The sequence below is a fragment of the Serratia ficaria genome (genome assembly GCF_900187015.1).
GTDB lineage: Bacteria > Pseudomonadota > Gammaproteobacteria > Enterobacterales > Enterobacteriaceae > Serratia > Serratia ficaria.
On the sequence record NZ_LT906479.1, the window covers coordinates 724,328 to 750,189 of the forward strand.

General features: G+C 61.9%; 25 protein-coding genes. 18 read left to right on the top strand and 7 right to left on the bottom strand.

Features of this window, described 5'->3' with window-relative positions; genetic code table 11:
* Positions 1-12: 12 nt before the first annotated feature.
* Positions 13-1,005: an aldo/keto reductase gene (locus tag CKW09_RS03395; protein WP_061794866.1), complete on the top strand. Its 993-nt coding sequence runs from the start codon at positions 13-15 to the stop codon at positions 1,003-1,005.
* Positions 1,006-1,054: 49 nt separating this feature from the next.
* Here CKW09_RS03395 and rsmC read toward each other — a convergent pair whose 3' ends face one another.
* Positions 1,055-2,101, bottom strand: coding sequence for a 16S rRNA (guanine(1207)-N(2))-methyltransferase RsmC (gene rsmC / locus CKW09_RS03400; RefSeq protein ID WP_061794867.1), 1,047 nt, complete (start codon positions 2,099-2,101; stop codon positions 1,055-1,057).
* Positions 2,102-2,297: 196 nt separating this feature from the next.
* On the opposite strand from rsmC, the gene CKW09_RS03405 reads away from it, so the two are divergent.
* The 13 genes from CKW09_RS03405 (at position 2,298) to deoD (ending at position 14,641) form a co-directional block, all read left to right on the top strand.
* Positions 2,298-2,735, top strand: a complete 438-nt coding sequence (locus CKW09_RS03405; RefSeq protein ID WP_095095686.1) for a DNA polymerase III subunit psi — start codon at positions 2,298-2,300, stop codon at positions 2,733-2,735.
* Positions 2,680-3,123, top strand: a complete 444-nt coding sequence (gene rimI / locus CKW09_RS03410) for a ribosomal protein S18-alanine N-acetyltransferase (RefSeq protein WP_061794869.1) — start codon at positions 2,680-2,682, stop codon at positions 3,121-3,123. Before CKW09_RS03405 ends, rimI begins: the two co-directional genes overlap by 56 nt.
* A 166-nt stretch (positions 3,124-3,289) precedes the next feature.
* Positions 3,290-4,879: a peptide chain release factor 3 gene (gene prfC, locus CKW09_RS03415; protein ID WP_061794870.1), complete on the top strand. Its 1,590-nt coding sequence runs from the start codon at positions 3,290-3,292 to the stop codon at positions 4,877-4,879.
* 499 nt (positions 4,880-5,378) lie between these two features.
* Positions 5,379-5,993 carry a molecular chaperone OsmY gene (gene osmY, locus CKW09_RS03420; protein ID WP_061794871.1) on the top strand — a complete coding sequence of 205 codons (615 nt, stop codon included), beginning with the start codon at positions 5,379-5,381 and terminating at the stop codon, positions 5,991-5,993.
* Positions 5,994-6,150: 157 nt separating this feature from the next.
* Positions 6,151-6,312 carry a DUF1328 domain-containing protein gene (locus CKW09_RS03425; protein WP_004955572.1) on the top strand — a complete coding sequence of 54 codons (162 nt, stop codon included), beginning with the start codon at positions 6,151-6,153 and terminating at the stop codon, positions 6,310-6,312.
* Positions 6,313-6,369: 57 nt separating this feature from the next.
* On the top strand, positions 6,370-6,555 hold the full coding sequence (locus CKW09_RS03430; protein ID WP_061794872.1) for a CsbD family protein: 186 nt from the start codon (positions 6,370-6,372) through the stop codon (positions 6,553-6,555).
* 10 nt (positions 6,556-6,565) lie between these two features.
* Positions 6,566-7,687 (top strand): patatin-like phospholipase family protein, encoded by a 1,122-nt coding sequence (locus tag CKW09_RS03435; RefSeq protein WP_061794873.1) that lies wholly within the window; start codon positions 6,566-6,568, stop codon positions 7,685-7,687.
* A complete protein-coding gene (locus CKW09_RS03440) occupies positions 7,684-8,466 on the top strand; it encodes a TatD family hydrolase (RefSeq protein ID WP_061794874.1) in 783 nt (260 codons plus the stop codon). Before CKW09_RS03435 ends, CKW09_RS03440 begins: the two co-directional genes overlap by 4 nt.
* 185 nt (positions 8,467-8,651) lie before the next feature.
* Positions 8,652-9,929 carry a NupC/NupG family nucleoside CNT transporter gene (locus tag CKW09_RS03445; protein ID WP_061794875.1) on the top strand — a complete coding sequence of 426 codons (1,278 nt, stop codon included), beginning with the start codon at positions 8,652-8,654 and terminating at the stop codon, positions 9,927-9,929.
* A 327-nt stretch (positions 9,930-10,256) separates the two neighbouring features.
* Positions 10,257-11,036 carry a deoxyribose-phosphate aldolase gene (deoC, locus tag CKW09_RS03450; protein ID WP_095095689.1) on the top strand — a complete coding sequence of 260 codons (780 nt, stop codon included), beginning with the start codon at positions 10,257-10,259 and terminating at the stop codon, positions 11,034-11,036.
* A 69-nt stretch (positions 11,037-11,105) separates the two neighbouring features.
* A complete protein-coding gene (deoA, locus tag CKW09_RS03455; RefSeq protein ID WP_095095692.1) occupies positions 11,106-12,428 on the top strand; it encodes a thymidine phosphorylase in 1,323 nt (440 codons plus the stop codon).
* 186 nt (positions 12,429-12,614) lie between these two features.
* Positions 12,615-13,838 carry a phosphopentomutase gene (gene deoB / locus CKW09_RS03460; protein WP_061794878.1) on the top strand — a complete coding sequence of 408 codons (1,224 nt, stop codon included), beginning with the start codon at positions 12,615-12,617 and terminating at the stop codon, positions 13,836-13,838.
* A 71-nt stretch (positions 13,839-13,909) separates the two neighbouring features.
* Positions 13,910-14,641, top strand: a complete 732-nt coding sequence (deoD, locus tag CKW09_RS03465) for a purine-nucleoside phosphorylase (protein ID WP_061794879.1) — start codon at positions 13,910-13,912, stop codon at positions 14,639-14,641.
* Positions 14,642-14,692: 51 nt separating this feature from the next.
* Here the strand turns inward: deoD and CKW09_RS03470 are convergent, their stop codons facing one another.
* Positions 14,693-15,373 carry a YtjB family periplasmic protein gene (locus CKW09_RS03470; RefSeq protein WP_061794880.1) on the bottom strand — a complete coding sequence of 227 codons (681 nt, stop codon included), beginning with the start codon at positions 15,371-15,373 and terminating at the stop codon, positions 14,693-14,695.
* A 118-nt stretch (positions 15,374-15,491) separates the two neighbouring features.
* Here CKW09_RS03470 and serB point away from each other — a divergent pair, with 118 nt between their 5' ends.
* Genes serB through nadR form a run of 3 tightly spaced genes read left to right on the top strand, consistent with a single transcriptional unit; the run spans position 15,492 to position 19,215 of the window.
* Positions 15,492-16,469 (top strand): phosphoserine phosphatase, encoded by a 978-nt coding sequence (gene serB, locus CKW09_RS03475; RefSeq protein WP_061795072.1) that lies wholly within the window; start codon positions 15,492-15,494, stop codon positions 16,467-16,469.
* Positions 16,470-16,512: 43 nt separating this feature from the next.
* Positions 16,513-17,898: a DNA repair protein RadA gene (radA, locus tag CKW09_RS03480; protein ID WP_061794881.1), complete on the top strand. Its 1,386-nt coding sequence runs from the start codon at positions 16,513-16,515 to the stop codon at positions 17,896-17,898.
* A 57-nt stretch (positions 17,899-17,955) separates the two neighbouring features.
* Complete coding sequence (gene nadR / locus CKW09_RS03485) at positions 17,956-19,215, top strand: multifunctional transcriptional regulator/nicotinamide-nucleotide adenylyltransferase/ribosylnicotinamide kinase NadR (protein ID WP_061794882.1); 1,260 nt, start codon at positions 17,956-17,958, stop codon at positions 19,213-19,215.
* A gap of 20 nt (positions 19,216-19,235) precedes the next feature.
* Here nadR and CKW09_RS03490 read toward each other — a convergent pair whose 3' ends face one another.
* Positions 19,236-20,237 carry a zinc-binding alcohol dehydrogenase family protein gene (locus tag CKW09_RS03490; protein ID WP_061794883.1) on the bottom strand — a complete coding sequence of 334 codons (1,002 nt, stop codon included), beginning with the start codon at positions 20,235-20,237 and terminating at the stop codon, positions 19,236-19,238.
* A 97-nt stretch (positions 20,238-20,334) separates the two neighbouring features.
* Between CKW09_RS03490 and CKW09_RS03495 the strand changes: the two genes are divergently transcribed.
* Positions 20,335-21,246 carry a LysR family transcriptional regulator gene (locus CKW09_RS03495; RefSeq protein ID WP_061794884.1) on the top strand — a complete coding sequence of 304 codons (912 nt, stop codon included), beginning with the start codon at positions 20,335-20,337 and terminating at the stop codon, positions 21,244-21,246.
* 30 nt (positions 21,247-21,276) lie between these two features.
* Here CKW09_RS03495 and ettA read toward each other — a convergent pair whose 3' ends face one another.
* From ettA to CKW09_RS03515, 4 genes are all read right to left on the bottom strand, one after another.
* Positions 21,277-22,944 (bottom strand): energy-dependent translational throttle protein EttA, encoded by a 1,668-nt coding sequence (ettA, locus tag CKW09_RS03500; RefSeq protein WP_061794885.1) that lies wholly within the window; start codon positions 22,942-22,944, stop codon positions 21,277-21,279.
* A gap of 134 nt (positions 22,945-23,078) precedes the next feature.
* The gene (locus CKW09_RS03505) at positions 23,079-23,576 is read right to left on the bottom strand and encodes an OmpA family protein (RefSeq protein ID WP_061794886.1); all 498 of its coding nucleotides are present in this window, start codon (positions 23,574-23,576) and stop codon (positions 23,079-23,081) included.
* A 37-nt stretch (positions 23,577-23,613) separates the two neighbouring features.
* Positions 23,614-24,861 (bottom strand): diguanylate cyclase domain-containing protein, encoded by a 1,248-nt coding sequence (locus tag CKW09_RS03510; protein ID WP_061794887.1) that lies wholly within the window; start codon positions 24,859-24,861, stop codon positions 23,614-23,616.
* Positions 24,858-25,469, bottom strand: coding sequence for a YfiR family protein (locus CKW09_RS03515; protein WP_061794888.1), 612 nt, complete (start codon positions 25,467-25,469; stop codon positions 24,858-24,860). The genes CKW09_RS03510 and CKW09_RS03515 overlap by 4 nt, the downstream gene beginning before the upstream one ends.
* Between the last annotated feature and the right edge of the window lie 393 nt (positions 25,470-25,862).

Consider the following 25,862-nt stretch of genomic DNA (forward strand, 5'->3'; position numbering starts at 1 on the left):
GAGGGCAACACAATGCAACAGCGTCAATTAGGCTCCAACGGGCCGGTCGTCTCCGCTCTGGGATTAGGCTGCATGGGCATGAGCGACTTCTATTCCACCGGCGCCGACGAACAGGAAGCCATCGCCACCCTGCATCGGGCGCTGGAGCTGGGCGTCACCCTGCTGGATACCGCCGACATGTACGGCCCGCACACCAACGAACGGCTGGTGGGCAAGGCGATCAAGGGCAAACGGCGGCAGGTGTTTCTGGCGACCAAGTTCGGCATCCTGCGCGATCCCGCCGATCCTTCCGCCCGCGGCGTCAGCAGTCGGCCGGAATATATCCGCCGTTCGGTGGAGGGCAGCCTGCAGCGGCTGGGGGTGGATGAAATCGACCTCTATTATCAGCACCGGGTCGACCCGCAGGTGCCGATTGAAGACGTGGTGGGCACCATGGCGGATCTGATCCGCGAAGGGAAGATCCGCCATATCGGGCTGAGCGAAGCCTCGGTCGCCACGCTGGAACGGGCGCACAAGGTGCATCCGATCACCGCGCTGCAGACCGAATATTCGCTGTGGACCCGTGACGCAGAACAGGGCGTTTTGGCGGCCTGCGAACGGCTGGGGATCGGCTTCGTGCCCTACAGCCCGCTGGGGCGCGGCTTCCTGACCGGCGCCATCCAACGGCCGGAGGATCTGGCCGCCGACGATTTCCGCCGCGGCAACCCGCGTTTCCAGGGCGAAAACTTCGCCCGCAACCTGGCGCTGGTGGAAAAGGTGGCGGAGCTGGCGGCGCAGAAGGGCGTCAAGCCTTCGCAGCTGGCGCTGGCCTGGGTGCTGGCGCAGGGCGAACACATCGTGCCGATACCGGGCACCAAGCGCCGCCGCTATCTGGAGGAGAACGTCGCCGCGGCGGCGCTGACGCTGAACGACGCCGAACTGGCGGCGATTGAAGCGGTATTCCCGCTGCAGGCGGCGGCCGGCGAACGTTACGGCGCGGAATCGATGACCTATATCAACGGTTGAAAAAAAGGCGCAGCCTGTGGCCGCGCCCTGTTTTCACCCGCGGACGGGGTTATTTCTTTTTCTTTTTCGGATCGCGCGGCGGGCGGCCGACGGTCGCCTGATACACCTTGAAGCGGCCGTTTTGCGCCAGCACTTCGTGGCTGCCGAAGGTGGCGTCCAGAATGTCCGGGTACGGCAGGAAGGCGTTGGCCACGATGCGCAGGCTGCCGCCGATCGGCAGGTGTTTCAGCGCCCCGCGGATCAGGGTCTCCGCCGCGGTCAGGCTGGTCTGCAGACCGTCATGGAACGGCGGGTTGGAGATGATCATGTCGAAACGGCCGGTAATGTCGGAGTAGACGTTGCTGACGATCACTTCGCCTTCAATGCCGTTGGCGGCCAGGGTGGCGCGGCTGGACTCCACCGCGGCGGCGTTGACGTCGCTCAGGGTCAGCTTCACCTTCGGCGACAGCCTGGACAGCACCGAAGCCATCACGCCGGCGCCGCAGCCGATATCCAGCACTTTGCCCTTCATGTGTTTTTCCAGGGTCGACAGCAGCAGCGAGCTGCCGACGTCCAACCCGTCGCGGCTGAACACGCCCGGCAGGGTTTTCACCGTCAGATCGTGCAGCTGATAACTTTCCCACCAGTCGTCCAGGCTGAATTCGGTCTGCGCATCCACGCGGCCGTGGTACAGGCCGCAGCGGCGCGCGCTGTCGATTTTGACCAACTGGACGTGCCCTTCCAGGGTGGGTTCGGCGCTGCGCACGCCGCTGCGGTTTTCACCGACCACGAACACCTCCGCGCCCACCGGCAGCAGCGCCAGAATGTTGCACAGCTGGAACTGCGCTTCCTGTTTGCTCTTCGGCCAGTAGTAGATCAGCGTATCGCACTCGGCAACGAAGGCGGCGTCTACCGTCAGGCCGAACTGCACATTGTCGCCCATCGCCCGGTTCAGTAACTGCCAGTGATGGTATTGCTGGGTATGGACACGCACATCCGCGGCCTCGAATTGGGCCGGCAGGGCATCCTGCAGGTCGCCGGCGAACAGAACGCGGCGTTCGATAAACTCATCACTGTGGCGCAGCATGACTTCACTGGCGGGGGTTAATGCAGACATCAGGTTTTGGCTCCTAGAAATTAGACCGGGGATTATAGAGCTTTGCGGCGATATGTTCGACGGGTTTATATCCAATGGCTTTGCCGATCCCGCCGTCGCCGGAAAGATGCAGGGGATGTTGGCGCGGGCTGCGCGGGTTTGTTAGCATAGCGCGGCGCATGGCAGGCATGGCGCACCACAACGGGTAGGGATCGGCATGGCATCAAAACGCGACTGGCTGTTACAACAACTGGGTATCACGCAGTGGACATTGCGCCGCCCGGGCGTGTTGCAGGGCGAAGTGGCGGTCAGCCTGCCGCCCGAGGTGCGGTTGCTGGTGGTGGCGCAGGCGCTGCCCGAGCCCAACGACCCGCTGTTTTGCGACGTGCTGCGCAGCCTGGGGCTGACGCCGGCGCAAACCTACGGCCTGACGCCGGAGCAGGTGGCGATGCTGCCTGAAGAAACCGAATGCAACAGTTGGCGGCTGGGCGTCGCGGAGCCGCTTGCGGTGGCCGGCGCGCAGCTACACAGCCCGGCGCTGGCCGAGCTTTCTCAAGATGCGGGGGCCAAACGCGCCCTCTGGCAGCAGATTTGTCATCATGAACAGTATTTCTACCCTGACAGCGGCCGACCTGGCCACGGCCTTCAAGATTGAACGGGCCAGCCATGCCTTTCCCTGGACGGAGGCCACCTTCGCCAGCAACCAGGGCGATCGCTACCTCAACCTGAAACTGAACGCCGACGGGCAGATGGCGGGCTTCGCCATCACGCAGATCGTGCTGGATGAAGCCACGCTGTTCAACATCGCCATTCATCCGGACTGGCAGCGCCGGGGCTTTGGCCGCACCTTGCTGAACGCGCTGATCGCGCAGCTGGAGAGCCGCGGCGTGGTGACGCTGTGGCTGGAAGTGCGCGCTTCCAACGGCGCGGCGATCGCGCTGTACGAAGATCTCGGCTTCAACGAAGTGACCCTGCGCCGCAATTACTACCCGAGCGCCAACGGCCGCGAAGACGCGATCGTGATGGCGCTGCCGCTGGCGTAGCCGCCGCGCGGCCTTTATCTTCCTCGCCGGGAAAACCATTGATTGTCACCGGTTGGCAAATCAGCGAAAATGCCCGGCTATTATCTTTTATTTACCGCTTTGCCTGGCGCCGCTACGGCGCGTTCTGATGATGTCGCAGGGCGGACTAACCGTAGAACCTGAAAACATGTCTCCTAGTGAATTTGCCCGCGAGGTCTCGAAAAGAAGAACCTTCGCCATCATCTCGCACCCCGATGCCGGTAAAACCACCATTACCGAAAAAGTGTTGCTGTTCGGACAGGCGATCCAGACCGCCGGTACGGTAAAAGGCCGTGGCTCAAGCCAGCACGCCAAATCCGACTGGATGGAAATGGAGAAGCAGCGCGGGATCTCGATCACCACCTCGGTGATGCAGTTCCCGTACCGCGACAGCCTGGTCAACCTGCTGGATACCCCGGGGCACGAAGACTTCTCCGAGGATACCTACCGCACCCTGACCGCCGTCGACTGCTGTCTGATGGTGATCGACGCCGCCAAGGGCGTTGAGGATCGTACCCGCAAGCTGATGGAAGTGACCCGTCTGCGCGACACGCCGATCCTGACCTTCATGAACAAGCTGGACCGCGATATCCGCGATCCGATGGAAGTGATGGACGAAGTCGAGCGCGAGCTGAAGATCGCCTGCTCGCCGATCACCTGGCCAATCGGCTGCGGCAAGCTGTTTAAAGGGGTTTATCATCTGTACAAGGATGAAACCTACCTGTATCAGACCGGTAAAGGCCACACCATCCAGGAAGTGCGCATCGTCAAAGGCCTGGACAACCCGGAGCTGGATGCCGCCGTGGGCGAAGATCTGGCGGCGCAGCTGCGCGAAGAGCTGGAGCTGGTGCAGGGCGCGTCGCACGAATTCGATCGGGAAGCCTTCCTGAGCGGCGATCTGACGCCGGTGTTCTTCGGCACCGCGCTGGGCAACTTCGGCGTGGATCACATGCTGGACGGCCTGGTGGCCTGGGCGCCTGCGCCGATGCCGCGTAAAACCGACACCCGTGAAGTGACCGCCTCTGAAGAGAAATTCACCGGCTTCGTGTTCAAGATCCAGGCCAATATGGATCCCAAGCACCGTGACCGCGTGGCCTTTATGCGCGTGGTGTCCGGCCGTTACGAAAAAGGCATGAAGCTGCGCCAGGTGCGCACCGGCAAAGACGTGGTGATTTCCGACGCGCTGACCTTTATGGCCGGCGACCGTTCGCACGTGGAAGAAGCTTACCCGGGCGACATCATCGGTCTGCACAACCACGGCACCATTCAGATCGGCGACACCTTCACCCAGGGCGAAGACATGAAGTTCACCGGCATTCCGAACTTTGCCCCTGAGCTGTTCCGCCGCATTCGCCTGCGCGATCCGCTGAAGCAAAAACAGCTGCTGAAAGGCCTGGTGCAGCTGTCTGAAGAGGGCGCGGTGCAGGTGTTCCGCCCGATCGCCAACAACGATCTGATCGTTGGCGCGGTCGGCGTGCTGCAGTTCGACGTGGTGGTGGCGCGACTGAAGAGCGAATACAACGTGGAAGCGCTGTATGAGTCGGTCAACGTGTCGACCGCGCGCTGGGTCGAGTGCAGCGACGTGAAAAAATTCGAAGAGTTCAAGCGCAAAAACGAGCTGAACCTGGCGTTGGACGGCGGGGACAATCTGTCCTACATCGCGCCGACCATGGTTAACCTCAACCTGACGCAGGATCGTTATCCGGAAGTGGTGTTCCGCAAAACGCGCGAACACTAAGGCTAGCGCGGGGCGCCTCAGGGCGCCCTGTTTTCATCCCGCTAATTAATTAACCCCTCTCACCTGTCTTCCCCTGTCTTGCCGTCGCCTGGCGGCGCCCGGCATCGGCTGCAATTTTCGCCCTATGGTCTATATTTAACAGGGTACGTCGCGCAGACTAAGATTAAATCACTGCTATTTTTTAATTACTCAGCAAGTTATTCGGTCGTGTTGTCAATCGGCGACATATTGTTTCCTTTAAAATCAAAGAGATAACAAAATCACTGCGCAGAGGGGAAATGACTGTCGTCAATCGGCGACGGTTTTTAGCCTGAATAATGTGCGAATTTTATTTTTGTATTGATTTTTAAAGGTTTTTTTAGATTGGCACAGGCATTGCAATAGTCTTGGCGTGAACGTTTTATTGTATAGAAATCGTGAAGTGTTTACCGAATGGGCCGCGTTATGGCGGCTGCAGGAGCCCAGCCTGTTTGGGCTTCACAACAAAAGGAAGAGATCGATGAAAAATACTAAATTTGCACAATCGCTGATGGCTGTCGTTTTGGGTTCCGTTCTGGTGAGCGGCAGCGCGCTGGCTGAAGACGGCTTGCTCAACAAAGCATCAAGCGCCGCTGATAGTGCGGGTGCCAAAATCGATAGCTCCATGAAAAAAGTCGACGGCTACATGGATGACAGCGCAACAACGGCTAAAGTTAAAAGTGCCCTGGTCGATGATAACACCATCAAAAGCACCGACATTTCGGTGAAAACCGAACAAGGCGTGGTTACCCTGAGCGGTTTCGTCGGCAGCCAGGCGCAGGCCGAGCACGCGGTTGAAGTGGCCGGCAAAGTGGAAGGCGTCAAGTCCGTCAGCGACAAGCTGCACGTGAAAGACGAAGCCAAGCAGTCCGTGAAGGCGTATGCGGGCGATACCGCGACCACCAGCGAACTGAAAGCCAAACTGCTGGCCGATGACATCGTGCCTTCACGCAACGTGAAAGTGGAAACCACCGACGGCGTGGTGCAGCTTTCCGGCGAAGTGAAAACTCAGGCGCAGTCCGAGCGTGCGGAAAGCATCGCCAAAGCGATCGACGGCGTGAAAAGCGTGAAGAACGATCTGGCGGTGAAGCCTTAATATTGGCCGGCATGCGCAACGACAAGCACTAAATTCCGGGCCGGCCCTGCGCCGGCCCGGAATGCACCACCAAAAAAAGAACTGACCCGCAGCCCGTTGCCGCCCTGTGAAGGGCGCAGGTTGCGATGTGTTTTTTCACTATGGTAAGGAGAGGCTTATGTTTCGTTGGGGCATTATCTTTTTAGTTATCGCACTGATCGCGGCGGCATTGGGGTTCGGTACGCTGGCGGGGACCGCCGCCTGGGCCGCGAAAATCGTGTTCGTCGTGGGTATCATCCTGTTCCTGGTCAGCCTGTTTACCGGCCGCCGACGTCCTTAGCTTTCCTTCAAAGTGTAACAAAGCTTAATTCCTTTTCCCGCAGTAGGGAGGCAAGTCATGAACAGCGACATCATTCTCGGACGCTGGAAACAGCTGAAAGGCCAGGTATGGCAGGCATGGGCGGAGTGGTCCGGCAGTGATTGCGCCTGGCTGACCGGCAGCAATGACTTCCTCTCTGGCGTACTGCAAGAGGATTACGGAAGAGAGCAAGACGCGGTATCCTCGGAGAAAACGTCTCACTGAGGAAGCAGCGTTGGGATACAGAATACCCATCACGCTCGGCAATATAGAACCGCTGGCGTATAAACCTTACCGGCCCGGCAAGATGGCGCTGGTATGTGAAGGGGGCGGGCAGCGCGGGATATTTACCGCCGGCGTGCTGGACGAGTTCCAGCGAGCCCGCTTTAACCCCTTCGATCTGATGATCGGCACCTCCGCCGGCGCGCAAAATCTGTCGGCTTACGTCTGCGGGCAGATGGGCTATGCGCGGCGGGTGATCACCCGCTACACCACCTCGGCCCAATTCTTTAACCCGCTGCGCTTCGTGCGCGGCGGGCACCTGATCGATCTCGACTGGCTGGTCGACATTACCTCGCAGCAGCTGCCGCTGGCGATGGACGTGGCGGAAAAGCAGCTGATCGACGGGCGTGAATTCTTGATGTGCGCCTGCCGCAGCGACGACTTCGCACCGACCTACCTGCCGGCGCAGCGCGACAGCTGGCTGCCGGCCATCAAGGCTTCCAGCGCCATTCCCGGCTTTTACCGCCTCGGGGTGGAGCTGGACGGCGTCAGCTATCAGGACGGCGGCATCAGCGATGCGATCCCGGTCGAAGAGGCCTATCGCCGCGGCGCCGACACCATCGTGGTGATCCGCACCGTGCCCTCGCAGATGTACTATACGCCGCAGTGGATGAAGCGCATGGAGCACTGGCTGAGCGAGAGCAGCCTGCAGCAGATGGTGCGCATCCTGCAGCATCACGAGCAAAGCTACCACCGCATCCAGCAGTTTATCGAGAAGCCGCCGGGCAAGCTGCGCATCTTCGAAATATTCCCGCCGAAGCCGCTGGCCAGCAACGCGTTGGGCAGCCGGCTGACCTCGCTCAACCAGGATTACCACCTGGGGCGCCGCTGCGGCCGCTACTTCCTGGCGACCGTCGGCCACTGGCTGCTGGAGCAGGAAAAACTGGACGGCATGAAGGTGAAAAAGGCGCTGTCGCGTCGGCTGATCCAACCGGAAAATGTCAGGATGCCTTCGCCGATCGTCACCGATATCAACCTGCCGCACGATCTTGCCGCGCAGCCGGAAGCCAATCTGGCGGCGCCGAAAATCATCCTGCCGGGCGATCTGCCGCCGGGGGAAGGGGGCGCCCTGTGAACCGCGAGTTTACCGACACCCATTGCCATTTCGACTTCCCGCCGTTTAGCGGGCGGGAGGCCGAAAGCCTGGCGTTGGCCGCGCAGGCCGGGGTGCGGAAAATTATCGTGCCGACGGTCACCGCCGAGCGGTTTGCGCGGGTGCTGACGCTGGCGCAGGATCATCCGCCGCTGTTCGCCGCGCTGGGCCTGCACCCGCTGTATATCGCCCAGCATGGTGAACCGCAGCTGGAACAGCTGGCGGCGCTGCTGGCCAGCCGACCGCCCAAGCTGGTGGCGGTGGGGGAGATAGGCCTCGACCTGTATATGGAAAACCCGCAGTTCGAGCGCCAGTGGGGGCTGTTGCAGGCCCAGCTGAAGCTGGCGAAGCAGCATGACCTGCCGGTGATCCTGCATTCCCGCCGCACGCACGATCGGCTGGCGGCGTTGTTGCGCCAGGCGCAGCTGCCGCGCCGCGGCGTGGTGCACGGCTTCGCCGGCAGCCTGTCGCAGGCGCAGGCGTTCGTTCGTTTGGGCTATCGCATCGGCGTGGGCGGCACCATCAGCTACCCGCGGGCGCAGAAAACCCGCGGGGTGATGGCGCAGCTGCCGTTGAGCGCGCTGCTGCTGGAAACCGACGCGCCGGACATGCCGTTGGCCGGCTATCAGGGGCAGCCGAACCGCCCCGAACGCGCGGCGGAAGTGTTTCAGGTATTGTGCGGCCTGCGGCCCGAACCGGCCGACGAGATAGCCGACGCTTTGCAACGCAATGCCCAGGCGTTGTTCGATTTCCCCGTCTAAACCCCTCATAATGTGATGCAGGTCACGTTATAAGATTTTCATTTGCTTCCTGTTGTATGCATTTGTGACATAAATCGGGGCGGGTGAGCGCTCGCTCAGTATAATCGCGCCCGTATAACGCCTTTCAGCAGACCTCTCGCAATGAGCAGGGATGCATTTCATTTTTCGCAACAGGGATACTTTTCATGCAACTCATCATGAGCCTGGTCGGCATGGCGGTGCTTATTGCCATCGCGGTGCTGTTGTCCAGCAACCGGCGCGCCATCAACATGCGCACCGTGGTCTGGGCGTTCGTCATTCAGATCGCCATCGGCGCGCTGGTGCTGTATGTGCCGGTCGGCCGCAGCATGCTCGGCGGCATGTCGGCCGGGGTGGCCAACGTGATCGCCTACGGCAATCAGGGCATTTCGTTCATCTTCGGCGGGCTGGTCTCCGACAAAATGTTCGAGGTGTTCGGCGGCGGCGGCTTCGTCTTCGCGCTGCGCGTTCTGCCGGTGATCGTGTTCTTCTCCTCGCTGATCGCGGTGCTTTACTACCTGGGCATCATGCAGCTGGTGATCCGCGTCCTGGGCGGCGGCCTGCAGAAGCTGCTGGGCACGTCGCGCACCGAGTCGCTGTCGGCGACCGCCAATATCTTCGTCGGTCAAACCGAAGCGCCGCTGGTGGTTCGCCCGTATATCGCCACCATGACCCAGTCCGAGCTGTTTGCCGTCATGTGCGGCGGCCTGGCTTCGGTGGCCGGTTCGGTGCTGGCGGGCTATGCCCAGATGGGGGTGCCGCTGGAGTACCTGATCGCCGCTTCGTTCATGGCCGCGCCGGGCGGGCTGCTGTTCGCCAAGCTGATGGTGCCGGAAACCGAAAAGACCCATGACAAAGACGATGCGATGAAGCTGATCGCCGAAGAGGACCGCCCGGCCAACGTGATCGACGCGGCGGCTTCCGGCGCGGCTTCCGGCATGCAGCTGGCGCTGAACGTCGGCGCGATGCTGCTGGCGTTCATCGCCCTGATCGCCCTGCTGAACGGCATTCTCGGCGGCATCGGCGGCTGGTTCGACTACCCGCAGCTGTCGCTTGAGCTGCTGCTCGGCTGGCTGTTCTCACCGATCGCTTTCCTGATCGGCGTGCCCTGGAGCGAAGCGATGACCGCCGGCTCGTTTATCGGCCAGAAAATTATCGTCAACGAATTCGTCGCCTACATGAACTTCGGCGCCTATCTGCGCCCTGACGAGGTGGTGGCGGCCGAGGGGCTGCAGGTGCTGTCTGCCCATACCAAGGCGATCATCTCCTTCGCGCTGTGCGGCTTCGCCAACCTGTCGTCGGTGGCCATTTTGCTGGGCGGCCTGGGCAGCATGGCGCCCAGCCGTCGCCACGACATCGCGCGCTTCGGCCTGAAAGCGGTGGTGGCCGGCACGCTCTCCAACCTGATGAGCGCCACTATCGCCGGGTTCTTTTTGGCGCTGTAAGCTAAACTCTCAAAAACGCGGGCGTGCGCTGCGCGCCCGTGATCTTCAGCGGTTTCTTTAGCGAATTTGTGAACGATATCGCGTTATTTTGTGATGCTCTTCACATATAATTCCATCCTGTTACAGTGCTATTTCATATGGTGTGACGCCTAACGCGAATTGCCCCGGGCGATCCGGTTAAAATAGCTATTACTGGCCAGCCGCATCGCGGGTGGCTCTGTGCGGTGAGAAGGATCTCAGTTGCCGCCGCGGGAATCCGTTCCCCAGCGCTATCTTCATGGAACCAAGTCCGCTCGCCAACATCCAGGTTCTCAGTTGGAGAGTTTTATGACCGAACTAACCGCAGCAGCGCAACGTGCGCTGAATTTAATGGATTTAACCACGCTGAATGACGACGACACCGATGAGAAAGTGATCGCGCTCTGTCGTCAGGCCAACAGCCCGGCCGGCCACACCGCGGCCATCTGCATTTACCCGCGTTTTATCCCGGTGGCGCGCAAGGCGCTGCGCGAGCAGGGCACGCCGGACATCCGCATTGCGACCGTGACCAACTTCCCGCATGGCAACGACGATATCGACATCGCGCTGGCCGAAACCCGCGCGGCGATCGCCTACGGCGCGGATGAAGTGGACGTGGTGTTCCCCTACCGCGCGCTGATCGCCGGCAACGAGCAGGTGGGCTTCGAGCTGGTCAAGCAGTGCAAACAAGCCTGCCAGGCGGCCAACGTGCTGCTGAAAGTGATCATCGAGACCGGCGAGCTGAAGCGGGCCGATTTGATCCGTAAAGCGTCCGAAATCGCCATCAACGCCGGCGCCGATTTTATCAAGACCTCCACCGGCAAGGTGCCGGTCAACGCCACGCTGGAAAGCGCCGAGCTGATGATGTCGGCGATCCGCGATCTGGGCGTGGCGGAAACGGTCGGCTTCAAGCCGGCCGGCGGCGTGCGCAGCGCGGAGGACGCGCTGCACTATCTGCAACTTGCCGATCGTATTCTGGGTGAAGGCTGGGCCGATGCGCGGCATTTCCGCTTCGGCGCGTCCAGCCTGTTGGCCAGCCTGCTGACCACCCTGGGCCACCGCGCTCAGGCCGGCGGCGGCGGCTACTGATCGATTCCGATGGCCGGGCGCCGCGTGGCGCCTGCCTTCATCCGATTCTAGGTTACACAGGGGGATGCCTTGTTCCTGGCACAAGAAATAATTCGTAAAAAACGCGACGGCCAGCCGTTGAGCGAAGCCGAGATCCGTTTTTTCATCAACGGCATCCGCGATAACGCGGTGTCCGAAGGGCAGATCGCCGCGCTGGCGATGACCATTTATTTCCACGACATGACCATGCCGGAGCGCGTGGCGCTCACCATGGCGATGCGCGACTCCGGCACCGTGCTGGACTGGAAGAGCCTGTCGCTGAACGGCCCGATCGTCGATAAACACTCGACCGGCGGCGTGGGCGACGTCACTTCGCTGATGCTCGGCCCGATGGTGGCGGCCTGCGGCGGTTATGTGCCGATGATCTCCGGCCGCGGCCTGGGCCATACCGGCGGCACGCTGGACAAGCTGGAGGCGATCCCGGGCTTCAACATCTTCCCGGACGACAACGCCTTCCGCAAAATCATTCAGGACGTGGGCGTGGCGATCATCGGCCAGACCAGCTCGCTGGCGCCGGCGGACAAGCGCTTCTACGCCACCCGCGACATTACCGCCACCGTGGATTCCATTCCGCTGATCACCGCCTCTATTCTGGCGAAGAAGCTGGCGGAAGGCCTGGATGCGCTGGTGATGGACGTGAAGGTCGGCTCCGGCGCCTTTATGCCAACCTATGCGGCTTCGCAGGATCTGGCGCAGGCGATCGTTGGCGTGGCCAACGGCGCAGGCTGCAAAACCACCGCGCTGCTGACCGACATGAACCAGGTGCTGGCGTCCAGCGCCGGCAACGCGGTGGAGGTGCGCGAAGCGGTGCGTTTCCTGACCGGCGAATACCGCAACCCGCGCCTGCTGGAAGTGACCCTGGCGCTGTGCGTGGAGATGCTGCTGTCCGGCGGGCTGGCGAAAGACGACGCCGATGCGCGCGCCAAGCTGCAGGCGGTGCTGGACAACGGCAAGGCGGCGGAGGTGTTTGGCCGCATGGTGGCGGCGCAGCAGGGCCCGGCGGATTTCGTCGAGCGTTACGACAGCTACCTGCCGGCGGCGACCCTCAGCAAGCCGGTTTACGCCGAGAAGCCGGGCATCATCAGCGCGATGGATACCCGGGCGCTGGGCATGGCGGTGGTGTCGCTGGGGGGCGGGCGCCGCCGCGCGACCGACAATATCGATTACAGCGTCGGCCTGACCGAGATGGCGCGCCTGGGCGACAACCTGGATACCCGGCAGCCGTTGGCGGTGATCCACGCCAACGACGAAGAGAGCTGGCAGCAGGCGGCCGAAGCGGTGCGCGGCGCCATGACGCTGAGCGACAACGCGCCCGAAGCGACGCCGGTAGTTTACAAACGAGTGTCGGAATAAGTATTACCTTTACCACATTTATAGCGGCAGCAAAACTCGCTGCCACTATACCCAATGGATTTCAAGATGCAGGTAGGCGGTAACTGAAGGAATCCCCAGTCACTTGGTGAACCAAGTGACTGGGGTGAGTGAAGGCAACCAACACCCCTGCGGCTTGAAAGACGACGGGTATACAGGAGAGCACAGATGAAACGTACATTTATTATGGTCTTGGACTCATTCGGCATCGGCGCCAGCGAAGACGCCGAGCGTTTTGGCGATCGGGGTTCCGACACCCTGGGCCACATTGCCGAGGTTTGCGCGCGCGGCGAAGCCAACGTTGGCCGTCAGGGCCCGTTGACGCTGCCTAACCTGAGCCGCCTGGGCCTGGGCAAGGCGGCGGAGGAGTCTACCGGCAAATTCCCGCAGGGGCTGGACCGCGACGCGGATATTATCGGCGCTTACGCCTACGCCAGCGAGCTCTCTTCCGGCAAGGACACCCCGTCGGGCCACTGGGAAATCGCCGGCGTGCCGGTGCTGTTCGACTGGGGCTACTTCAAGGACGAGCACAACAGCTTCCCGCAGGCGCTGCTGGACAAGCTGGTCGAGCGCGCCAAGCTGCCGGGCTACCTGGGCAACTGCCACTCTTCCGGCACGGTGATCCTCGATCAGCTGGGCGAAGAGCACATGAAAACCGGCAAGCCGATTTTCTACACCTCCGCCGACTCGGTATTCCAGATCGCCTGCCATGAGGACACCTTTGGCCTGGAGCGTCTGTACGAACTCTGCGAAATCGCCCGTGAAGAGCTGACCGAAGGCGGCTACAACATCGGCCGCGTCATCGCGCGTCCGTTCGTCGGCGACAAGCCGGGCAACTTCCAGCGCACCGGCAACCGCCACGATCTGGCGGTAGAGCCGCCGGCGCCAACCGTGCTGAAAAAGCTGGTGGACGAGAAGGGCGGCGAAGTGGTGTCGATCGGTAAAATCGCCGACATCTACGCCAACGTCGGCATCACCAAGAAAGTGAAGGCCACCGGCATCGACGCGCTGTTCGACGCCACCCTGACTGAAATGGCGCAGGCCGGCGACAACACCATCGTGTTCACCAACTTCGTCGACTTCGACTCCTCCTACGGCCACCGCCGCGACGTGGCGGGCTATGCCGCCGCGCTGGAGCTGTTCGACCGCCGCCTGCCGGAGCTGCTGAAGCTGGTGAAAGACGAAGACATCATCATCTTCACCGCCGACCACGGCTGCGACCCGACCTGGCCTGGCACCGATCACACCCGCGAACACATCCCGGTGCTGGTCTACGGCCCGAAAGTGAAACCGGGCTCGCTGGGCCACCGTGACACCTTCGCCGACATCGGCCAGACCGTGGCCGGCTATTTCGGCGTGTCGCCGATGGACTACGGCAAGTCAATGCTGTAACACTTTGCTGGCGCCGGGCGGTTGCCCGGCGCATTTTTTTATTCATGACGACGATTTGAAGGAAGAGAATTATGGCTACGCCGCACATTAATGCTGAAATGGGTGATTTCGCTGACGTAGTACTGATGCCGGGCGATCCGCTGCGCGCAAAATATATCGCCGAAACCTTCCTGGAAGGCGCGGTGGAAGTGAACAACGTGCGCGGCATGCTGGGTTTCACCGGCACCTACAAGGGCCGCCGCATCTCGGTAATGGGCCACGGCATGGGCATCCCGTCCTGCTCCATCTATGCGCGTGAGCTGATCGCCGAGTTCGGCGTGAAGAAGATCATCCGCGTGGGGTCCTGCGGCGCGGTGCGCGACGATATCAAACTGCGCGACGTGGTGATCGGCATGGGCGCCTGCACCGATTCCAAGGTGAACCGCCTGCGTTTCAAAGACCACGACTATGCGGCGATCGCCGACTTCGATATGGTGCGCAATGCGGTGGACGCCGCGGCGGCGCAGGGCATCCCGGCGCGCGTGGGCAACATCTTCTCCGCCGATCTGTTCTACACGCCGGATCCGGACATGTTCCAGGTGATGAAGAAGTACGGCATCCTGGGGGTGGAAATGGAAGCGGCCGGCATCTACGGCGTGGCGGCTGAGCTGTACGAAGAGTTCGGCTGTAAGGCGCTGACCATCTGCACCGTCTCCGACCACATTCTGCGCCACGAAGCGACCACCGCCGCGGAGCGCCAGACCACCTTCAACGAGATGATCGTTATCGCGCTGGAGTCGGTACTGCTGGGCGACAAAGCCTGATAATCAAACGGGCGCAGCTCGCTGCGCCCGCGTTTGGAACGCTCCCCATCCTCAGGTTTTTTTCACCTCTTCCTTCGGCGGTTCATCATCGTCGTCTTCCACCGTGTTGCCTTCTTCCAGCGGCGTATTGGCGGTCAGCAGGTAGGGCGACTGCTGCCAGCGGCTGCGGCGATGCTGCAGCAGGGTGCGCGCCAGAATAATGCCGATCGCCAGCGCCAGCAGGATCATCAGGCGCAGCAGGTTGGTGGTGTTGTCCACCTGCTTGGACTCGGTCGCCAGCACGTGGGTGTCCAGGGTGATGCGGATAAAGCCGATCGGGCCGTCTTTGCCCTGGATCGACTCAACCAGCTGATGATTGAAATAGCTGCCGGCGCGTTTGCCGTCGAGCGACAGGCGATCGCGTATACTTATCTGTTCACCGGCGTGGGAAACCAGGGTGCCGTCCAGCTGATAGACGCTGGCGTCCAAAATGCGGCTGTGATCGGTGAGCCGTTTCAGGATGGCGTCGACGCGCTGGTTGTCGACGTCGCTGTCGTCGTCCAGCAGCGGCGCCAGGCTGTAGGCGACCTGTTGGGTCAGCGTTTGCGCCAGCTCCTCCACCTGCTCGGATCGCGCCATTTGATGACTCAGGCTAAAATAGGAGGCGCCCTGCATCAGCAGCACCAGCAAAGCCAGGCAAATCAGGATAATAGCGGTGCGGTGCAGGCGAAATTTCAGTTTAGCGCGAGCCATGCAGGTTCCTTGGGCATCTTGGACACTTTATGTTGCCAGAACCAATGGCGATAGGATAGCTTGATGCGTCGTTTTATCGTGCAGCAGCAGGGTGCGCCCCATTATTCAGGAGTTAATGATGTCGAACAGTCTGACCTATTGCGATCTCCCGGCGGAGATCTCTCAATGGCCGGGTCTTCCCCTTTCGTTGAGCGGCGATGAAGTGATGCCGCTGGACTACCGGGCGGGCCATACCGGGTGGCTATTGTATGGCAAGGTACTGGACAAGACGCGCATCACTCAGTTCCAGCGCAAGCTGGGCGCGGCGATGGTGATCGTCACCGCCTGGGCCGTGGAGGATTATCAGGTGGTGCGTTTGGCGGGCACGCTGACGCCGCGCGCCAAGCAGCTGGCGGCGGAAAATGGGCTGGACGTGGCGCCGCTGGGCAAGATCCCGCACCTGCGCACGCCGGGCCTGCTGGTGATGGACATGGACTCGACCGCCATCGAGATCGAATGCATCGATGAGATAGCCAAGCTGGCGGGCGTCGGCGAACAGGTGGCGGAAGTCACCGAGCGCGCGATGCGCGGCGAGCTGGACTTTACCGCCAGCCTGCGCCAGCGCGTGGGCACGCTGAAAGGCGCCGACGCCAATATCCTCAGGCAGGTGCGCGACGCGCTGCCGCTGATGCCCGGGCTGACCAGCCTGGTGAGCAAGCTGCAGGCGATGGGCTGGCATGTGGCGATCGCCTCCGGCGGCTTCACCTACTACGCCGAATACCTGCGCGACCGGCTGAAGCTGGTGGCGGTGGCGGCCAACGAGCTGGAGATCCGCGACGGCAAGCTGACCGGCGAAGTGCTGGGCCCGGTGGTGGATGCGCAGTTCAAGGCCGATACGCTGGTGCGGCTGGCGGAAAAGCTGGGCATTGCGCCGCAGCAGACCGTGGCCATCGGCGACGGCGCCAACGATTTGAAAATGATGCAGGTGGCGGGGCTGGGCATCGCCTACCACGCCAAGCCGAAAGTGTATGAAAAGGCGCAGGTGTCGATTCGTCACGCCGACCTGATGGGCGTGCTGTGCGTATTGACCGGCAGCCTGAAACACGAAGTGCGATAACCCCGTCATTAGTTAGGGTATAAACCAAAGATTGAGGTAACACGTGGCAAAAGCGGCAAAACGGGCGTTTGTATGTAATGAGTGCGGCGCAGACTATCCGCGCTGGCAGGGCCAGTGCAGCGCTTGCCACGCCTGGAACAGCATTACGGAAGTGCGCCTGGCCGCTTCCCCCGCCGCCGCGCGCAACGAGCGCCTCAGCGGCTATGCCGGCGACGCCGGCATCAGCAAGGTGCAGAAACTGTCGGATATCAGCCTGGAAGCGCTGCCGCGCTTCACCACCGGCTTTCTCGAGTTCGACCGGGTGCTGGGCGGCGGCGTGGTGCCCGGCAGCGCCATTCTGATCGGCGGCAACCCCGGCGCCGGTAAAAGTACCCTGCTGCTGCAGGTGCTGTGCAAGCTCTCGGAACAGATGAAAACCCTGTACGTCACCGGCGAGGAGTCGCTGCAGCAGGTGGCGATGCGCGCCCACCGCCTGGGGCTGCCGACCGGCGGCCTGAACATGCTGTCGGAAACCAGCATCGAGCAGATCTGCCTGATCGCCGAGCAGGAGCAGCCGAAGCTGATGGTGATCGACTCGATCCAGGTGATGCACATGGCCGATATCCAGTCTTCGCCGGGCAGCGTGGCGCAGGTGCGCGAAACCGCCGCCTACCTGACGCGCTTCGCCAAAACGCGCGGCGTGGCGATCGTGATGGTCGGCCACGTCACCAAAGACGGCTCGCTGGCCGGGCCGAAGGTGCTGGAGCACTGCATCGACTGTTCGGTGCTGCTGGACGGCGACGCCGACTCCCGTTTCCGCACCCTGCGCAGCCACAAGAACCGCTTTGGCGCGGTCAATGAGCTGGGGGTATTCGCCATGACCGAACAGGGCCTGCGCGAGGTCAGCAACCCCTCGGCGATTTTCCTCAGCCGCGGCGACGAGGTGACCTCCGGCAGTTCGGTGATGGTGGTGTGGGAAGGCACCCGGCCGCTGCTGGTGGAGATCCAGGCGTTGGTGGATCACTCGATGATGTCCAACCCGCGCCGGGTGGCGGTCGGTCTGGAGCAGAACCGACTGGCGATCCTGCTGGCGGTGCTGCATCGCCACGGCGGCCTGCAGATGTCCGATCAGGACGTGTTCGTCAACGTGGTCGGCGGGGTGAAGGTCAGCGAGACCAGCGCCGATCTGGCGCTGCTGATGTCGCTGGTGTCCAGCCTGCGCGATCGGCCGTTGCCGAACGATCTGGTGGTGTTCGGCGAAGTGGGCCTGGCGGGGGAAATCCGCCCGGTGCCGAGCGGCCAGGAGCGCATTTCCGAAGCGGCCAAGCACGGCTTCAAGCGCGCCATCGTGCCGCACGGCAATATGCCGAAGAAGCCGCCGGCCAATATGCAGGTGTTCGGGGTGAAGAAGCTGGCGGATGCGCTGGACGTACTGGAAGAGTTCTATTAACCGCCATTTGATGCGCGGAATATGCTATTGTGTTTAGCATATTAAACGGAGGTGGCAATGCGGCAATTTGATTACCTGAAGGCGTCGATTAAGCAGAAGGGCTGTACTCTGCAGCAGGTGGCGGATGCCAGCGGCATGACCAAGGGCTATCTCAGCCAGCTGTTGAACGACAAAATCAAAAGCCCGAGCGCCCAGAAGCTGGAAGCGCTGCACCGTTTTCTCGGGCTGGAATTCCCGCGTCGCGAGAAAAAAGTCGGGGTAGTGTTTGGTAAATTTTACCCGCTGCACACCGGCCACATTTACCTGATCCAGCGCGCCTGCAGCCAGGTGGACGAACTGCACGTGATGCTGTGCCACGACGAGCCGCGCGATCGCGCGCTGTTTGAAAACAGCTCCATGTCGCAGCAGCCGACGGTCAGCGATCGTCTGCGCTGGCTGCTGCAAACCTTCAAGTACCAGAAAAACATCCATATCCATTCGTTCGACGAACAGGGGATCGAACCCTATCCGCACGGTTGGAACGTATGGAGCGACGGCATGAAGGCCTTTATGGAGCAGAAGGGCATAGTGCCGAGCTTTATCTACTCCAGCGAAGCGCAGGACGCCCCGCGTTATCGCGAACATCTGGGTATCGAAACCATACTCATCGATCCCGAGCGCTCGTTCATGAACATCAGCGGCGGCCAGATCCGCCAGGATCCGTTCCGCTACTGGGATTACATCCCCACCGAGGTCAAGCCGTTCTTTGTGCGCACCGTAGCGATCCTCGGCGGTGAATCGAGCGGCAAATCGACCCTGGTCAACAAGCTGGCGAACATATTCAACACCACCAGCGCCTGGGAATACGGCCGCGACTATGTGTTTTCGCACCTTGGCGGCGATGAGATGGCGTTGCAGTATTCCGACTACGACAAGATAGCGCTCGGTCAGGCGCAGTACGTCGACTTTGCGGTGAAGTACGCCAACAAGGTGGCGTTTATCGATACCGATTTCGTCACCACTCAGGCGTTCTGTAAAAAGTATGAGGGGCGTGAGCATCCGTTCGTGCAGGCGCTGATCGACGAATACCGTTTCGATCTGGTGATCCTGCTGGAAAACAACACCCCCTGGGTGGCGGACGGCCTGCGCAGCCTCGGCGCGCCGACCGATCGCAAAGCGTTCCAGCACCTGCTGGAAGAGATGCTGCGCGCCAACAACATCGAGTATGCGCACGTCGAGTCCAGCGATTACGAAGAGCGTTTCCTGCGCTGCGTTGAGCTGGTGAAGCAGCTGCTGGCGGCGGACGCCAGCCGGCTGGTCGGCGCGCTGCCGCTCTGAGCAGCCGGGGCTTCATCCCGTCAGTAAGCAATCACCAGTTTGCCCTGCATATGCCCGTCGAGCAGCTTCTGGTGCGCGGCGGTCAGCGTATCGACCGTCAGCCCGTGCAGGGTTTCGCTCAGCGTGGTGCTCAGCTTCCCTTCGTCCAGCAACGCTGCCACCTGCTGCAGGATCTTGCCCTGCTGCGCGATGTCCGGCGTGGTGAACATGCTGCGGGTAAACATCAATTCCCAGTGCAGCGCGGCGCTTTTCAGCTTCAGCGCGCTTTGATCCAGCGGCTGCGCGTTTTCGACGATGGTGCAGATGTGGCCCAGAGGGGCGATCAGCTCGGAAATGGCTTTCCAGTGGCCGTCGGTGTCGTTCAGGCACAGAATGTAATCCACCTGCTCAATGCCCTGCTGCGCCAGATTGCCTTTCAGATCGCGATAGTCCACCACCCGATCGGCGCCGCGTTCGCGGCACCAGGCGGCGGATCCCGGACGTGAGGCGGTGGCGATCACGTTCACCTTGCTGCGCAGCGCGGCGAACGGGATGGCCAGCGAACCGACGCCGCCGGCGCCGCCGATGATCAGCAGGGTCTGATCTTCCGTCGCATCCTGGATATGCAGGTGCTCGAACAGCGCTTCCCAGGCGGTGAGGGCGGTCAGCGGCATCGCGGCGGCCTCGGCCCAGTTCAGGCTGCGCGGCTTGAGTGCGGCGATGCGCGAGTCGATCAGCTGGTGGCTGCTGTTGCTGCCCGGGCGGGTGATGTCGCCGGCGTACCAGACCTCATCGCCCGGTTCGAAGCCGCTGACGCTGCTGCCCACCTCGACCACCACGCCGCTGGCGTCCCAACCGAGGATGCGCGGCTGCTGCAGGCCGCTCTTTTGCAGGCCGGCGTGCACCTTGGTATCCACCGGGTTGACCGATACCGCTTTCACCTCCACCAGCAGATCGAACTGGCCGGGAACCGGGCGCTCCGGCGTGATTTCAATGAATCCGGCGGGGTTTTTCGGGTCTACGGCTATGGCTTTAATCGACATGACTATGCTCCTTTCGAATGTATAACTCAGTGTAGCCCCTCGGGAGTAGGGTGATAAGATGGACAATAACTAACGAAGCGTTCGTTTGAGGTGAACAATGAGGTTTAAGCAGCTGCAGGATATGGCGCTGTTCGCGCTGGTGGCCGAGTGCGGCAGCTTCACCGCCGCCGCCCGGCGCGCCGGGTTGCCGAAGTCCAGCGTCAGCCAGCGCGTCAGCCAGCTGGAGCAGGCGCTGGGCCTGAGATTGCTCAACCGCACCACCCGCCAGCTGAATCTGACCTTCGCCGGCGAGCGCTATCTGGAGCACTGTCAGGAGATGATGTCCGCCGCCGAGCGGGCCGATCTGGCCCTGCAGCGGCTGCGCGACAACCCGAGCGGCCGGCTGCGCATTTCGACCCCCGCCGGGCTGGGGGCAACGCTGCTGGCGCGGCTGGCGGCGGATTTTCAGCGCCAGTATCCGGACGTCTCGCTGGAGGTGTCGGTGTCCGACGCCATGGTGGATCTGGTGCAGGAGGGGTTCGACGCCGCGTTGCGCACCGGCAAGCCGCAGGATTCTTCGTTGATCGGCCGTCGGTTGGGCCATGCGCCGCGCTACCTGCTGGCGGCGCCGGCCTACCTGGCGCAGCACCCGCCGATCCTGCATCCGCAGCAGCTGCAACAGCATCGCTGCATCGCCCACCGCGCCTGGACGGCCTGGAGCCTGCGCCGCGGTGATGAATTCTACCGCTGGCAGCTGCCGATGGGGCACACCACCGACAACCTGCTGTATGCGCGCGAGTGCGCCATTTCCGGCGCCGGCATTACGCTGCTGCCGGCGTTTCTCAGCCGCGAGGTGGTGGCGCAAAAGCAGCTGGCGGAGGTGTTGCCGGAGTGGCGGGCGGAGGGCAATGAGCTGTACCTGGTGTACCCGAGCCGCAAGCTGAACTCGCCGGCGCTGGCCTGTTTTATCGACGTGGTGCTGCAGCATCCGGTGTTCGACGACTATGCCCGGGAGCTGGCGCGGGAATAAAAAAAGGCGCCGCATGCGGCGCCTTCCGGCTTACTTGGCGATCTTCTTGTACTTGATGCGGTGCGGTTCGAGCGCCTCCGCGCCCAGAGTGCGCTTCTTGTACTCTTCGTATTCGGTGAAGTTGCCTTCGAAGAACTCTACGTTGCCTTCATCCTGGTAATCCAGAATGTGGGTGGCGATGCGGTCGAGGAACCAACGGTCGTGCGAGATCACCATGGCGCAGCCGGGGAATTCCAGCAGGGCGTTTTCCAGCGCGCGCAGGGTTTCGATATCCAGGTCGTTGGTCGGTTCGTCGAGCAGCAGCACGTTGCCGCCAACCTGCAGCAGCTTGGCCAGGTGCAGACGGCCACGTTCACCGCCGGACAGCTCGCCCACGCGTTTGCCCTGATCGACGCCCTTGAAGTTGAAGCGGCCGACGTAGGCGCGGCTTGGCATTTCGGTGTTGCCGATGCGCATGATGTCCTGACCGCCGGACACTTCTTCCCACACGGTTTTCGAATTATCCATGCTGTCGCGGAACTGATCGACCGAGGCCAGCTTGACGGTGTCGCCCAGCACGATGCTGCCGGAATCAGGCTGTTCCTGACCGGACATCATGCGGAACAGCGTGGATTTACCCGCGCCGTTCGGGCCGATGATGCCGACGATGGCGCCTTTCGGCACCGAGAAGGAGAGGTCGTCAATCAGCACGCGGTCGCCGTAAGACTTGCGCAGGTTGCTGACTTCGACCACTTTATCGCCCAGGCGCGCGCCAGGCGGAATAAAGAGTTCGTTGGTCTCGTTACGCTTCTGGTATTCGGTGCTGTTGAGCTCTTCAAAGCGCGCCAGACGGGCCTTGCCCTTGGACTGACGGCCTTTGGCGCCCTGACGCACCCACTCCAGCTCTTTCTCGATCGACTTGCGGCGAGCGGCTTCGGCGGAGGCTTCCTGCGCCAGACGCGCGTCTTTCTGCTCCAGCCAGGAAGAGTAGTTGCCTTCCCACGGGATGCCTTCGCCGCGGTCCAGTTCGAGGATCCAGCCGGCGACGTTGTCGAGGAAGTAACGGTCGTGGGTGATCGCCACCACGGTGCCTTCGAAGTCGTGCAGGAAGCGTTCCAGCCAGGCCACGGACTCGGCGTCCAGGTGGTTGGTCGGTTCGTCCAGCAGCAGCATGTCCGGTTTTTCCAGCAGCAGGCGGCACAGCGCCACGCGGCGGCGCTCACCGCCGGACAGGTTGGCTATCCTGGCGTCCCACTCCGGCAGGCGCAGCGCATCGGCGGCGCGCTCCAGCTGGGCGTTCAGGTTGTGGCCGTCGTGGGCCTGGATGATCTCTTCCAGGCGGCCCTGCTCGGCGGCCAGCTTGTCGAAGTCGGCGCCTTCTTCCGCGTACAGCGCGTACACTTCATCCAGGCGTTTCAGCGCGCCGACCACTTCCGCCAGCGCTTCTTCTACCGACTCGCGCACGGTATGTTCCAGGTTGAGCTGCGGCTCCTGCGGCAGATAACCGATTTTAAGTCCGGGCTGCGGGCGCGCTTCCCCTTCGATATCGGTATCGATGCCGGCCATGATGCGCAGCAGGGTGGATTTACCGGCGCCGTTCAGGCCCAGCACGCCGATTTTGGCGCCGGGGAAGAAGCTCAGGGAGATGTTTTTCAGAATGTGACGCTTCGGCGGAACCACTTTGCCGACGCGATGCATGGTATAGACGTATTGAGCCACGTTGCTCTTAGCCTCTCTATATCAGTTTTTATAGGATGTCTGGCTGCGGAGTGTAGCCCGTTTCAAACGAGGATCCCAGCCGATAGCTCAGTATAACCCTTTATGCGCCTATCCAGACGCATAAAGGCGAGGCGTTATGGCGTGACGACGATCGCGACGCGGCGGTTTTCCGCGCGGCCGCTGGAGGTGCGGTTGTCGGCGACCGGATCGCGTTTGCCCATGCCGCGGGTTTCAATGTTGGAGCGCGGGATGCCGACGCTGGCCAGCAGATCGGCCACCGCATCGGCGCGGCGCAGGGAAAGCTGGTCGTTATAGCTGTCTTCACCGTAATTGTCGGTATGGCCGTCCAGGCGGAACTGGGTGATGCCGACGCTCAGCAGCGCGCGGCCCATCTTTTGCACCGCCTCGGTGCTCTCCGGGTTCAGCTTGCCGATATTGTTGCCGAACAGCACCTTGTCCGACATGCCGAATTCCCAGCCGTTATCCGTCAGCTTGAAGCCTTGAGACTGCAGCAGCGCAATCTGCTCGGCCGTCAGGCCCTGCGGTTTTCCCTGGCAGCCGGCCAGCGCCAGCAGGGCGATGAACATCATCGTCAACAGTGAAAAACGGCGTTTTAGTGTTTGCTGTATCATAATCAAATCCCTAGTTTAAATTTTATGGCTGGGGCTCTTATTTATGTATTGCCAGCCGCCAGCCTCCATTATAACGATGCTTGGCTTGGTACATCGCATCGTCGGCTTCGTGCAAAAGTCCCTGAGGCGTTACCGCGTGCTCAGGGTAAAGTGCAATGCCGATGCTCAGAGAGGTGATCACCGCCTCGTCGTTCGGCAAAATTACCGGTTGGGTCATGCAGTCGATGATGTTGTCAGCGATCTGCAACACATCTTCCGTACTGTGGACCGGCGCCAGCAGTACGGCGAACTCGTCGCCGCCCAAACGCGCGACCAGATCGCTATCGCGCAGCTGTGCGCGAATACGGCCGGCGATGGTGGTCAGCACCGCGTCGCCGGCGGCGTGGCCATAGCTGTCATTCACCTCCTTGAAGCGATCGCCGTCGATAAACAGCACCGCCAGTTTCTCGGGCGGTTCGATATCCCCCAGCGCGCGGCTCAGCCGCCCCTCGAAGAAGGCGCGGTTCGGCAGCCCGGTCAGGCTGTCGTGCGTCGCCCGGTGGGTCAGCGAATCATTTTCCTGTTTCAGATGGGCCTGCCAGGCTTCCAGCTCGTCGAGCAGGCCGTTGAAGTCGCCGCTCAGTTCGTGCAGTTCGGCGATCGGCGCCGACGGCACCCGCAGCCCGAAGGTGCGATCGCGGCGCACCGCGTGCGCCACCTTGGCGATATCGTCCAGCGAGCGGACGATGCCGACCAGCATCCGGCGGGACAGCACCAAGGCGCACAGGGTACTGAGCACCAGGCAGGCTATCATGCCCACCATGCCGCGCAGCAGGAAACGCAGCAGGCTGCCGCCGTGGCCGCTCAGCCACACCTTGCCGACCTGTTTGCCTTCGTGGGCGATCGGCAAGATCACCGGCTCCGGCAGCGCCCAGTGGGCGACGACCTGTTCCAGGCCGTGCAGCGGGCCGTCTTTGGGGTGGCGCCAGCTGGCCAGCACCTTGCCGCTGTTGTCCAGGATCCGCGCTTCCGACACCTCTTCGTTGGAGGCGATCAGCATCAGCGCCTCGCGGGCGGCGGTGCGGTCTTCGAACACCACCGCGGCTTCGACGGTGTAGCTGATGGAGCGGGCGATCAGGTGCAGGTTATGGTTGGCGTAGGCGCGCAGCGCAAACAGCGCCACCAGCGTCAGGAAAATGCCCGCGGTGCCCACGGCGATCAGCGCCAGGCCAAGATGCACCCGCTGCAGCACCCGGCCGAGCGTCGGGCGCGAATGGCCGGTGCGGTTTTTGCGCAACAGCCTCATAGCGGCGGCGCCTGCTTGCGCGCCAGCTGCAGCACGTTAGGGTGAACGCGCACCCCGCTGCGCGCCAGGGCGTCCAGGTTGACCTTGAAGCTGGCCTGGTCACCGTCAATCTGCAAGCAAAACGCGCTGCCGGCGGAGCATTCGATATCGTTCTCGCTGATGCTGAGAATAGAGTGGCCGGAAATGCGCTGCATAAAATTCTGTCTCTGTGCGGAAGTGATCTCTCCCAGATAAATCACGTCGCAACCGGCGCTCAGCAGCGGGCTGTCAAAGGGAACGCGGTCGACCTTGATCGGACGGGGGGCGCTCAGCAGAATCGGATCGAACAGGCCTTCGGCGTAGTGGGTCGATGCGGTGACGCACAGCCGGATGGGGTCAGGATTGCTGGTCCAACGCGCGTAGCTGATAATGCCCACCACCACGGTGGTTACCGCATGGGTGCGTTTTTGATAAGGATCGGCGGTGCCGGGGCGCGCCAGGCCGGGAAAAGCCAACAACGCCAGCAGAACGAACAGCAGACGGCCGGAATTCAGACGTGCGCCAAGGAAAGCCCGCCATGGGCCTTTTGCGCAACTCGCCAATATCGCGGCATTTTTCGCCATCTTCATCTGCCATTCCCGCCTGGGTTCGTCGCCCGCGGGCGGAAACCTGACAATGAGAAATCTGGCCCGGCCGAAGGGATAATCGTCTTGCTGAAAGCTGTGATCCGCACTGTCTAATGAACGCTGTCTCACCCGTAATTGGCGCGGATTGTATTATAAGATGCCTCGGTTGCGCGCTTTATGTGCCGTTTTCTCGGATTTATCTTACTTCTTTTTAACAGTATAAAAATGCCTTGCGGGGTTTGCCACCGCTTTTCCGAAAAGTTGCCGCGTTTGGCTGGCCGGCAGGCGATGAGGTGCGTTTTTAGCTAATTTGGTGGCGAATGATTTGAGGTTATTTCACGGAAATTACCGGGCGGGCCGTCATTAACCTCAACGAGGATATCGGCGGCGAACGGC